General features: G+C 43.9%; 6 protein-coding genes. All 6 read left to right on the top strand.

Annotated elements, in window-relative coordinates; all coding sequences use genetic code 11:
* Positions 1-128: 128 nt before the first annotated feature.
* The 6 genes from pepN (at position 129) to rlmKL (ending at position 12,499) form a co-directional block, all read left to right on the top strand.
* A complete protein-coding gene (gene pepN / locus ACQEXP_RS00545; protein WP_426967484.1) occupies positions 129-2,735 on the top strand; it encodes an aminopeptidase N in 2,607 nt (868 codons plus the stop codon).
* 97 nt (positions 2,736-2,832) lie between these two features.
* The gene (locus tag ACQEXP_RS00540; protein WP_269376760.1) at positions 2,833-3,051 is read left to right on the top strand and encodes a DUF2835 domain-containing protein; all 219 of its coding nucleotides are present in this window, start codon (positions 2,833-2,835) and stop codon (positions 3,049-3,051) included.
* Positions 3,052-3,237: 186 nt separating this feature from the next.
* Complete coding sequence (locus ACQEXP_RS00535) at positions 3,238-8,079, top strand: NAD-glutamate dehydrogenase (RefSeq protein WP_426967483.1); 4,842 nt, start codon at positions 3,238-3,240, stop codon at positions 8,077-8,079.
* A gap of 87 nt (positions 8,080-8,166) precedes the next feature.
* Entirely contained in the window at positions 8,167-9,177 is a 1,011-nt protein-coding gene (gene pyrD, locus ACQEXP_RS00530) for a quinone-dependent dihydroorotate dehydrogenase (RefSeq protein ID WP_269376758.1), read from the top strand.
* A 181-nt stretch (positions 9,178-9,358) separates the two neighbouring features.
* Positions 9,359-9,904, top strand: a complete 546-nt coding sequence (locus tag ACQEXP_RS00525) for a cell division protein ZapC (protein ID WP_426967480.1) — start codon at positions 9,359-9,361, stop codon at positions 9,902-9,904.
* 471 nt (positions 9,905-10,375) lie between these two features.
* The gene (rlmKL, locus tag ACQEXP_RS00520) at positions 10,376-12,499 is read left to right on the top strand and encodes a bifunctional 23S rRNA (guanine(2069)-N(7))-methyltransferase RlmK/23S rRNA (guanine(2445)-N(2))-methyltransferase RlmL (RefSeq protein ID WP_426968013.1); all 2,124 of its coding nucleotides are present in this window, start codon (positions 10,376-10,378) and stop codon (positions 12,497-12,499) included.
* Positions 12,500-12,503: the final 4 nt, after the last annotated feature.

Genomic DNA, 12,503 nt, shown 5'->3' with positions numbered 1-12,503 from the left:
CGTTTTTTTATATCCAGAGTTGTAAGCTAATACGCAAATTGTAACGGGAAAATTCCCGGACTTTATTATTACTGCGCTAGACTTTTACAGCGCAATGTTCAGATGCATTCAGTCAGAAGGATTTCGACATGGCTCAGACTCCTCAAGCCAAGTACCGCAAAGATTATCAATCACCATCACACACGATCACTGATATTGATTTGACCTTTGATCTCTACGATAACGAGACGACAGTAACCGCGGTGTCTCAAGTTAAGCAACTAAAAGATGCGACAACACTTCGCCTAGATGGAGAAGAACTCAAGTTACAAAGTATTGCCGTCAATGGTGAAGCTTGGTCAGACTACAGCGAAATTGAAGGTGGATTAGAAATTCATCAGCTGCCATCTGAGTTCACTCTGACGATTGTGACCTTAATTGATCCTGAAGCTAATACCGCTCTAGAAGGTCTGTATAAATCAGGAGGGGCTTTCTGTACTCAGTGTGAGGCGGAAGGTTTCCGTCGAATCACTTACTACATGGATCGCCCAGACGTTCTAGCGAAATACACCACGAAAGTGATTGCAGATAAAGCGCAGAACCCATTCTTACTCAGCAATGGTAACCGTATTGCAGAAGGTGAGTTAGAAGGTGGACGCCACTGGGTACAGTGGCAAGATCCGCATCCAAAGCCAGCTTACTTGTTCGCTTTGGTCGCTGGTGATTTCGATGTACTACGCGATAAATACGTGACTCAATCTGGTCGTAATGTGGAACTCGAAATTTTTGTTGATAAAGGCAACCTTGATCGCGCACCGCATGCGATGACGTCATTGATCAACTCGATGAAATGGGATGAAGAGCGTTTCGGCCTTGAATATGACTTGGATATCTACATGATTGTAGCGGTCGATTTCTTTAATATGGGAGCGATGGAGAACAAGGGGTTAAATATCTTCAACTCTAAGTTCGTATTAGCGAATGAGAAAACAGCGACGGACACTGATTATTTAGGCATTGAAGCGGTTATTGGTCATGAATATTTCCATAACTGGACTGGTAACCGTGTAACCTGTCGCGACTGGTTCCAACTGAGCCTTAAAGAAGGTTTGACCGTATTCCGTGATCAAGAATTCTCTTCAGATCTTGGCTCTCGCGCTGTGAATCGTATCAACAATGTGAGAATCATTCGTGGTCCTCAGTTTGCTGAAGATGCCAGCCCAATGTCTCACCCGATCCGCCCAGATCAAGTGATTGAAATGAACAACTTCTACACTTTGACGGTTTACGAAAAAGGTAGTGAAGTGATTCGTATGATGCATACCTTGCTTGGCGAAGAGGGTTTCCAAAAGGGCATGAAGTTGTACTTTGAACGCCACGATGGTACGGCTGCGACTTGTGAAGATTTTGTCTCAGCGATGGAAGATGCAAGCGGTGTTGACCTTAAGCAATTCCGTTTATGGTATAGCCAGTCTGGAACTCCAACATTACGTGTAGCGAGTGAGTACAATGCACAAGCAAAAACCTACACATTGACGGTTGAACAATCGACGGAGCCAACTCAGGATCAAGCAGAAAAGCAGGCCCTGCATATTCCTTTTGATGTGGAACTCTATGCGGCAAATGGAGATGTGATTGAGTTACGCTGTAACGAATCTGTCGTTGGCAATGTTCTTGATGTGACTGAAGCGAAGCAGACATTTGTGTTTGAAGACGTTGCTGAAAAGCCCGTCCCTTCATTGCTACGTGAATTCTCTGCGCCTGTAAAACTCGAATATGACTACAGTGATGAAGAGCTGACTTTCTTGATGGTTCATGCGCGCAACGAGTTTGCTCGTTGGGATGCAGGACAAATGCTTCTTGCCAAGTACATTCGTACGAATGTCGAAAACGTTCAAGCTGGTGGCGAGGTTAAACTTGCTGAGGCGGTCATTGACGCTTTCCGCGGTGTACTTCTGTCGAGTGACCTTGAGCCAGCGTTCATTGCAGAGATGCTATCGCTACCAAGTTTCAATGAAGTGTCAGGCTGGTACAAGCAGGTGGATGTCGATGCGGTTGCTAAGGTGCTGAAAGCATTGAAAGTGATTCTCGCCACTGAATTGAATGATGAGCTGAGTGCCATTTATCACAGTTCAAAACAAGCTGAGTACTCTATCGAACATGCGGCAATCGGCCAACGTTCTCTTCGAAACACTGCTTTGGGCTTTTTGGCTTATACCGAGCAGGGTAACGAACTTGCCAAAACGCAATACGCTGAGGCAAATAACATGACTGACACCATCGCGGCAATGAGTGCCGCTAATAGTGCACAGCTAGAATGTCGTGAAGCATTAATGCAAGACTACAGCGACAAGTGGAAACACGATGGCCTTGTGATGGATAAGTGGTTTACTCTACAAGGTACCAATCCAGCGCAAGATGCATTAGAGGTGATCAAGAAGACGATGGAACACGAAGCATTTAGTCTTAAAAACCCTAACCGTACTCGTAGCCTAATTGGTTCTTTCCTCAACATGAACCCAGTACGCTTCCATGCAAAATCTGGTGAAGGCTATCAGTTCGCTGGCGAGATCTTACGCGAGCTAAATAGTAGTAACCCGCAGGTCGCTTCTCGTCTAATTGATCCTCTGTTGAAGTTCCGCAAGTACGATAGTGCTCGCCAAGCGCTTATCAAAGTGGAACTAGAGGCATTAAAAGCAATGGATAATCTGGCTAAAGACCTGTTTGAAAAAGTGACCAAAGCGTTGGAATCTTAATCAATATGGCGGAAACAGTAGCACTTTTTAGTGCTACTGTTTATTTATACAGTTATTTGTCACTGTCAGATAAAACGTTACTTTTTTGACCGATTTCATGAAGCATTACTATTTTACTCTTAACATCAGTTATCAAACTTTTCTCGCACACTATAGTGGGGCAGCAAGCAATGTTTTAGTGGTGACTGACAATGGCTTACGCCTACAATTGCCTGCATCGCGTTTCAGGCCTTTTCTTAGTCAAATTGGCCTAAAAGGGCGTTTTAGATTAACAACTGACCAAAATAATAAGTTTTTAGAGTTAGAACTTCTGTGAGCAACTGATTTTATAGAAGTTTAAATAGAACATCAGTCACATTATCAAACATTTCACCTCTTACCACTCCCAAAAGAATTAACTATTTATCAATAAAGCTTTTACAATAAAGCGGCATTACCCGTGTTAAGCACTATGCTTACAACATCCCCAAAATACATACAATTCTAATTGTGGAGTGTGATTATGACCGCGCGTGAAACATTGATGCCGGTTCTGCTTGAAAAAGTTTACAAACTTATTCAAGACAAACTCGAGCTTGCTCATCAACCCCTAGTCACCCAACTTGCTCAACATTTATTTAGTAACATTTCTCAGGACGATTTGGTCGAACGTAACGAATCTGACTTGTATGGCGCAGTGGTTTCACTTTGGCACCATATCAATGAGAAAAAAGCTGACGAGATTTCTGTTCGAGTTTTTAATCCAACCGTAAGTCGCCAAGGCTGGCAATCAACGCACACAATCGTTGAGATTGTGGTACCTGATAGTCCGTTTTTGGTGGACTCAGTAAAAATGGCACTAAGCCGTTTGGATCTTTCATCACACTTAATGCTTCATGGTCCGACTCAAATCGCTCGTTCTAAGACAGGGGCGATTACCGGTATTAACCAAGGTGAGGGCGGACTTCAATCTCTCTTCCATGTTGAGGTTGACCGTCTGAGTGACAAAGAAGCGATGGCGTCACTTAAAGAAGAGCTATTGAGTATCCTTAACGACACCGGCTTGGTTGTTCAAGACTGGTTACTGATGGTCGAAAAATTAGAAGAAGTGACCACAAAAGTTGAGGCGCAGCAGGGTAAGATTGAGATTCAACGTGATCGTTATGATGAATCTATCCAGTTCCTACGCTGGTTAGGTAATCACAACTTTACCTTCATGGGTTACAAAGAATACGATCTTGTTACTGTCGATGGTGATACAGAGCTTAGACCGACTGCGGATAAAGGACTAGGTTTGTTTGCAAGCCGTGACCGTGTTCGTACGGTGAAGCTTTCGGACTTCCCTGATTCTGCACGATTAGAAGCGAAGAAACCTTTCCTACTGATCGTCACTAAAGGTAACCAGCCTTCACGCATCCATCGTCCTGCATATACTGACTACATTGGCATCAAGAAGTTTGATGATAACGGCAAGGTGATTGGTGAGCATCGCTTCACAGGTCTATACACATCAGCGGTGTACAACCAAAGCGTTGCGAGTATCCCTCTGATCCGTGAAAAGGTAGGCCGTATTCTTGAAGCGAGTGGCTACCGCGAAGGGTCATACTCTTACAAAGCACTTCACAACATTCTAGAAAACTACCCACGAGATGAGTTACTTCAAGCAAAAGAAGAAGAGTTACTAGAAGTCGGTATGGGTGTTGTTCAGATGCAAGATCGCGATCTGCTGCGTCTGTTCGTTCGCAAAGACCCGTTTGGTCGTTTCTTCAGTTGTATGGTGTATGTGACAAAAGATCGTTACAACACAGAACTTCGCCGTCAAACACAGCGCATTTTGAAACAGTATTTTGGCTGTGAACAAGAAGTCGAATTTACTACCTACTTCTCAGAGAGCCCTCTCGCTCGTACACATTACATTGTTCGTGTTGATAACAACAACATGGACGTAGACGTTAAAACGATTGAGCAAAATTTAATGGAAGCATCTTCAACTTGGGATGATCGTTTATCAGAAGCGATCGTAGCGAACTTTGGTGAGAGTAAAGGCCTGCCTTTAGCGAAAGAATACCTTCGTGCTTTCCCACGTTCGTACAAAGAAGATGTTATGCCAGGTTCGGCAGTTGCAGATATTGAACGTCTAGAAAAACTCAGTGATGATAACAAACTGGGAATGCTGTTCTATCGTCCACAAGAGTTGGCGGCGGACTCGAAGTCTGTACGTCTAAAACTATACCATCGTGATGAGCCAATCCACCTTTCTGATGTAATGCCAATGTTAGAAAACCTTGGTTTACGAGTGATTGGTGAGTCTCCTTATGAAGTTCGCAAAACGAACGGTCAAGTATTCTGGATCCTCGACTTCTCAATGCTTCATAAGAGTGAAAAGAGTGTTGATCTTCGTGAAGCTCGAGATCGTTTCCAACAAGCTTTTGCTGCTATCTGGGCAGGTGAACTAGAGAGTGATGGCTTTAACCGCTTAGTTCTTGGCGCTTCACTGACAGGTCGCGAAATTTCGATCTTGCGTGCTTATGCTCGCTACATGCGTCAAGTGGGCTTCCCATTTAGTCAACAATACATCGAGGATACTCTTAGCCATTATCCTGACTTGGCGAAAGGTTTAGTTGATCTATTTACTAAACGTTTTGAACCAAAATTCAAAGGCAGCCAGAAAGGGCAAAGTGAACTGATTGCTCATATCACAGAGCAACTTGATCATGTTGAGAGCTTGGACGACGATCGTATCATCCGTCGTTACATGGAGATGATCACGGCAACACTGCGCACTAACTACTATCAAGTCGACGATAACAAGCAGTTCAAGCCTTGGCTATCGTTGAAGATGAAACCAACCGAGATCCCAGAGATTCCTCAACCGGTACCTGCGTTTGAAATCTTTGTTTATGCACCTGATATCGAAGGTGTTCACTTGCGTGGCGGTAAAGTGGCACGTGGTGGTTTGCGTTGGTCTGATCGTCAAGAAGATTTCCGTACTGAAATCTTGGGATTGGTTAAAGCTCAGCAAGTTAAGAACACGGTCATCGTTCCTGTCGGCGCTAAAGGTGGTTTCGTTTGTAAACGTCAGCACACGCTTAACGGCCGTGATGAGATTTTTGCTGAAGGTCAACGTTGTTACAAACGTTTCATCCGTGCATTGCTAGACGTTTCTGACAACATCATTGAAGGTGAAGTTGTTCATCCTAAGAATGTTGTTCGTCATGATGAGGACGATCCGTACTTGGTTGTTGCCGCTGATAAAGGTACAGCGACTTTCTCAGATTTGGCTAACTCTGTATCAGAAGAGTACAACTTCTGGCTTGGTGATGCATTTGCTTCTGGTGGTTCAAATGGTTACGACCATAAAGCGATGGGTATTACGGCTAAAGGCGGTTGGGAATCGGTCAAACGTCATTTCCGTGAAATGGGCATAAACTGTCAGACCACTGACTTTACCGCTATCGGTGTTGGTGATATGGCAGGGGATGTGTTCGGTAACGGTATGTTGCTATCTAAACATATCCGTCTCCAAGCGGCATTTAACCACATGCACATCTTTATTGATCCAAATCCAGATTCAGCCACAAGTTGGGAAGAACGTAATCGTCTGTTTAATCTACCTCGCTCTAGCTGGGAAGATTACAACGCGGATCTCATTTCTAAGGGTGGTGGTATTTTCTTGCGTAGCGCAAAATCAATTGCACTGACGCCTGAAATCCAGAAAATGCTGCGCACTAAGAAAACGTCAGTCGCACCAAGTGAATTGATCAAAATGATTCTATCTATGGAAGTGGATCTTCTATGGAATGGTGGTATCGGTACTTACGTTAAAGCATCGACCGAAACACACACTGATGTTGGCGACCGTGCTAACGATGTATTGCGTATCGATGGTCGCGATCTGAAAGCTAAGATTGTGGGTGAAGGTGGTAACTTGGGTATGACTCAGTTAGGACGTATTGAATATGCTCTAACTGGTGGTCGTGTCAATACTGACTTCGTCGACAATGTTGGTGGTGTAGACTGTTCGGACAATGAAGTTAACATCAAGATCTTCCTGAATGGTTTGGTTGCCAATGGTGATCTTACTGTTAAACAGCGCAACGAGATCCTTGAGTCGATGGAAGATGAAGTGGGTCAAATTGTTCTGGAAGATGCTTACTGTCAGTCGGAATCGATTTCTGTTACTGAACAGCAAGGCACTTCTCTAGTCAAAGAGCAAATTCGCTTTATCCATACAATGGAAAAAGCAGGGTACCTTGACCGTGCACTTGAGTACATCCCTGATGATGAGACGCTAATCGAACGCGAGAAACAAGGCATGGCTCTAACTCGTCCAGAGCTAGCTGTGTTGGTTGCGTACGGTAAAATGGTGTTGAAAGAAGAACTGGTGCACGAAGACATCGCCAATGATGAATTCCATGCGCAGCAGTTAACTCATTATTTCCCAACCGAGTTACGCCGTAACTATTCAGCGCAAATGGTTAACCATCCGCTACGCTCTGAAATTATTGCTACTGCGCTAGCAAATCAGATGGTGAATGAGATGGGGTGCAACTTTGTCACTCGTCTTCAAGAAGAAACCGGAGCGCATGTTGTTGATATTGCCAACGCTTATGTTGCATCACGTGAAATCTTCGGTCTTGGCCAAGTTCTCGAACATATCCGCAAGCTAGACAACGACGCATTAACGGTTGCTCAGTATGACATGATGTTCTACGTGCGCCGTACTCTACGTCGTCTATCTCGCTGGATCCTACGTAATCGCAGTGGGCGTCAGAGTGTTAAATCTTTGATAGAGCTTTACCAAGCTGATGTAGAAACAATCAAGCAACACTTGGATGATATGCTTGTTCCTTCCGAAGTAAAAGAGCACAACCAAATGGCTCAAGACTGGATCGAGCAGGGTATTGAAGCAGAACTTGCGAATTATGTTGCTCGTCTCTCTAGCTTGTACTCAGTACTGGATATTTCTACAGTGGCGCGTGAAAAAGGCAAAACTGTCGAACAAAGTGCAAAACTGTACTACAACCTAGGCGATCGTTTGTCACTGCACTGGTTCTTGAAACAGATTAATGGCCAAGCAGTAGACAACCACTGGCAAGCACTGGCACGTGCCGCTTTCCGTGAAGATCTAGATTGGCAACAGCGTCAGCTAACAGGTCAAGTTCTCAGCTGTGCTTGTGCACCTGAAGATTTTGATGTGATGAAATCGCTTGATGAGTGGATCGTGACAAATGAAATATCGCTACATCGTTGGGAAAATATCCTCAATGAATTTAAAGTAGGTTCAGTACATGAATTTGCAAAATTCTCGGTAGCGCTACGTGAACTGATGTTGCTTAACTTGAATTGTTCAGCAAATGAGTAAACGATTGCTATAATTCGTTGAATTAATCGGTAAAACATTTAATAATACAGCCCCGTTTACACGGGGCTTTTTTCTTTCGGAGGCACAATGCTTTACCGTCTAGCCAGAACTGGCTTTTTCCAACTTGATGCCGAAAAGGCACATGATCTTGCAATTCAAAACTTCAAACGTTTTACTGGCACTCCATTCGATCTTCTTTATCGTCAGCAGTTACCTCACCGTCCCGTCGAATGCATGGGTTTAACATTTCGCAATCCAGTCGGCTTGGCAGCAGGTTTAGATAAAAACGGCGAATGCATTGAAGCATTTGATGCGATGGGATTTGGCTTTGTTGAAGTAGGGACCGTTACACCACGACCTCAATCTGGAAATGATAAGCCACGTTTGTTCCGTCTGGTTGAAGCGGAAGGCATTATCAACCGTATGGGGTTCAACAACTTAGGCGTTGACAACTTAGTTGAGAACGTGAAGAAAGCTAAGTTCGACTGTGTGCTTGGCATTAATATTGGCAAAAACAAAGATACTCCGATCGAAAAAGGTGCTGAAGACTACCTAATTTGTATGGAAAAAGTCTATGAGTATGCCGGCTACATCGCGGTAAATATTTCATCACCAAACACGCCGGGACTACGCTCTTTGCAATATGGTGAAGCTCTGGATGAATTATTATCAGAGCTAAAGGTGAAACAGGCAGAGCTAGCCGAAAAACACGGTAAATATGTCCCGCTTGCACTGAAGATCGCACCGGATCTTAGCGATGACGAGATCAAACAGATCTGTCAATCACTGCTCAATAACAAGATTGACGCAGTCATTGCTACCAACACTACATTAGATCGCTCTATTGTAGAGGGTATGAAGCATGCTAATGAAGCAGGGGGGCTAAGTGGTCGTCCTGTACAACTGCGCAGTACTGAAGTGGTTCGCCGCTTACATGAAGAATTAAAAGATCAGATCCCAGTGATTGGTGTTGGTGGTATTGATTCGTATGTTGCAGCAAAAGAAAAAATGATGGCTGGCGCTCAACTGGTTCAGGTGTACTCTGGCTTCATTTATCACGGCCCAAGCCTAGTACGCGATATTGTAAAAAATCTCTAAAGTTTAAAGGCTTAGTGACATTGTCACTAAATCAATACGCCGAACAAACAGCATTAATTGAGAGGGAATGAGTTTTCATTTCCTCTTTTTTTTCATCTCTGAGCTAATAAAATCCAGATATTACTTGGAAAGGTAATTAAGCGTTTTACCTAATTTCACACAACAATACAGAGATGGAACGATGCTTAAACCCAATGACAAATGGACTTGGTACTATGATGACGCAGAACAGCATCTGATGTTGGATCTGGGTGATGATATGGTATTCAAGACCAACCTTCCACGTAAGCTGATTGTCGATTGCGCAATTGGCGTCAATGAATTCTCAGTTGATGATGCGTCTGCATTTCAAACTTACAAAGAGCAAATCGCGCTATTAGGTTTGAGTGAACCTAGACAAGCAGAGTTGGCTTTGTACTGTGTCGCAGCAAAGCGCTTCCATAAACCTGTACAACCTAAGAGCTGGTTTTTCGATAATCTGTCTGACGGGCAGATGACTCCAGAAGAGGGTGACTTAATTCGTTTAAGCAACTCCTATAGCGACGGATATTTTATCGTCCTTGAAGTGGGAGAGTGCGCCAGTTTATGTGCGTCCGTATGTTTGGAAGAGTTCGCTCTAAATGGCGCTAAAAGCCTTCAATTTGGACAGGCGATTAAAGTCATGCATGACCGTCTCGTGATCTGCAACCATCATTTCCATGCCCAGCCAATTGCTTTGGTTAGCTGATATAAAGTAGTTATCGTTCCTTTGTTTCATTTCCCGCCAGCTCAACGCTGGCATTTTTTTGCCTAAAATATGGCTGGCCTGATACGACCTGGCAGTCAATTAAATGTGATTCCTGTACAAATTTTAACCGAACGAAGCGGTTAATTTTCACTCATTAGAACACCTCTAGCGTATACAAGCGCACTTAAATTCCTCATTTAGCCCAAAACTGTAACTAATTTTCACTAAAAATCACATCTGGTATAGACCAATTTTAAAGAGTATAAGTATTCACTTCGCTCTGAGGGCTTGATTTTTCGTTGGATGAGTTTGCGAAAAGTTTTCCAAGTGAAATTTGGCTACAAACGATGAAGAGGTTAGGAAATGAACGTTTAAAGGGATAATTGATGGGAAATTTTGGAATGAACTAACGATAAAGTGATGATGTCAGGTATAATGCGGGGTCATTTTCTACAGAATAAAAACATCACTATGCATCAATATCTTGCGGTTACGTCCAATGGTTTAGAAAACCTATTGGTTGATGAGCTAACTAAGCTAGGGATCAACGACGCTAAACCAGTACAAGCTGGCGTTCGCTTCAAGGCGAGCAACGAGCAGATTTACCGTTGCTGTCTATGGAGTCGTTTGGCATCCCGTTTTGTGCGTGTACTCTCAGAGTTCACCTGTAACGATGATATGGATCTCTATCTAGCCTCTTCTTCAGTGAACTGGGTTAATCAATTCCACAGTTCTAAGACGTTCGTCGTTGATTTCAATGGTACTAACCGCGAAATCCGCAATAGCCAGTACGGTGCAATGAAGGTCAAAGATGCCATAGTGGATTGTTATGAGAAGAAGAATCTACCTCGTCCTTCGATCAGTAAAGATCAACCTGATCTTCGTGTCCATGTGCGCCTGCACAAGGACAAAGCCATCCTTGGCCTAGATATGGTCGGTGGTGGTTTGCACCAACGTGGCTATCGTCCAGAATCGGGTCGCGCGCCGCTACGCGAAACGTTAGCCGCTGCAATTATCCTTAGAAGTGGTTGGAGTGCGGATAAACCATTACTTGATCCGATGTGTGGTTCAGGCACATTACTTATCGAGGCAGCGATGATGGCTGCTAACATGGCTCCAGGTGTGAACCGCGCTAAGTGGGGCTTTGAGTCTCTAGAAGATTTTGAACCTGAGCTCTGGGCAGAGATTAAATCTGAAGCTTCAGTGCAGGCTCGTCGTGGTGTCAAAAAGATTGACACTAAGTTTTTCGGCTTTGATAACGATGCTCGTGTACTAAAAACAGCTCAAGATAACGCACGTCGAGCTGGCGTTGATTCATTGATTGAATTCAAACTGGGTGACGCTGCCGAGATTAGGCGCCCAGAAGGATTCGAAGCAGGGGTCATTGTTTGTAACCCACCTTACGGTGAACGTTTAGGCACTCATCCTGGTTTAATTGCTCTATACACCGCATTTGGCGCACAGTTAAAATCGCAATTTGGTGGATGTCAGGCATCAATTTTCTCTAGTTCAGATGAACTGCTGAGCTGTTTACGTATGAGAGCAGACAAGCAGTTCAAATTGAACAATGGTGCGTTACCGTGTCACCAAAAAAATTATTCTATTAGTGAGCGTGCTGCTCAAGACTCTAGTGACAATGTCACAGAATCATTGGTTGCTCCAGATTTTTCAAACAGACTGAAAAAGAACATCGCTAAGATTGGCAAGTGGGCGCGTAAAGAGAAACTCGATTGCTACCGTGTTTACGATGCGGATTTGCCTGAGTATAACGTTGCAATTGATGTTTACCTGGACCAGTTGGTTATCCAAGAGTACGCCGCACCTAAGGATATTCCCGAGGAGAAGGCTAAGCGCCGCTTGACGGACATTATCCGTGCGACTATTCAAGTGACGGGTATCCCAGCGAATAAGGTGGTACTAAAAGTACGAGAAAAGCAGAAAGGTCGTGCTCAATACCAGAAGCTGTCGCAACAGTCAGAGACACTTGTGGTCAATGAGTATGGTGTAAAGCTTTCAGTTAATCTCCACGATTACTTGGATACGGGTTTATTCCTCGATCATAAGATTACCCGACGCAAACTGGGTGAAATGGCTCAGGGTAAGGATTTCCTTAATCTATTTGCTTACACAGGCTCTGGCACCGTTCATGCGGCATGTGGTGGTGCAAAATCCACAACGACGGTTGATATGTCGAATACCTATCTTGAGTGGGCGAAAGAGAACATGAAGCTCAACGGGCAGGTTGGTCGTCAACACCGATTTGAGCAAGCAGATTGTTTACAGTGGTTAGAGAAATCGACTGCTCAGTTTGACCTTATCTTTATCGATCCACCAACGTTTTCTAACTCTAAACGTATGGAACAGAGTTTTGATGTCCAGCGCGACCACATTCAGTTAATGAAAAACTTAAAACGTCTGCTTCGCTCTGGCGGCACGATAGTGTTCTCGAATAATAAGCGTCACTTTAAAATGGATTTAGAGTCGCTTGCAGAGCTAGGACTCCAAGCGAATAACATTTCTCACCAAACGTTACCTATGGATTTTGCGCGCAACAAGCATATCCACAACTGCTGGGTGATAACACACAAGGAATAACGTT

It is taken from the genome of Vibrio sp. TRT 1302, assembly GCF_050113875.1.
Classification (GTDB): Bacteria; Pseudomonadota; Gammaproteobacteria; order Enterobacterales; family Vibrionaceae; genus Vibrio.
This window is presented reverse-complemented; position numbering and strand designations above follow the sequence as displayed.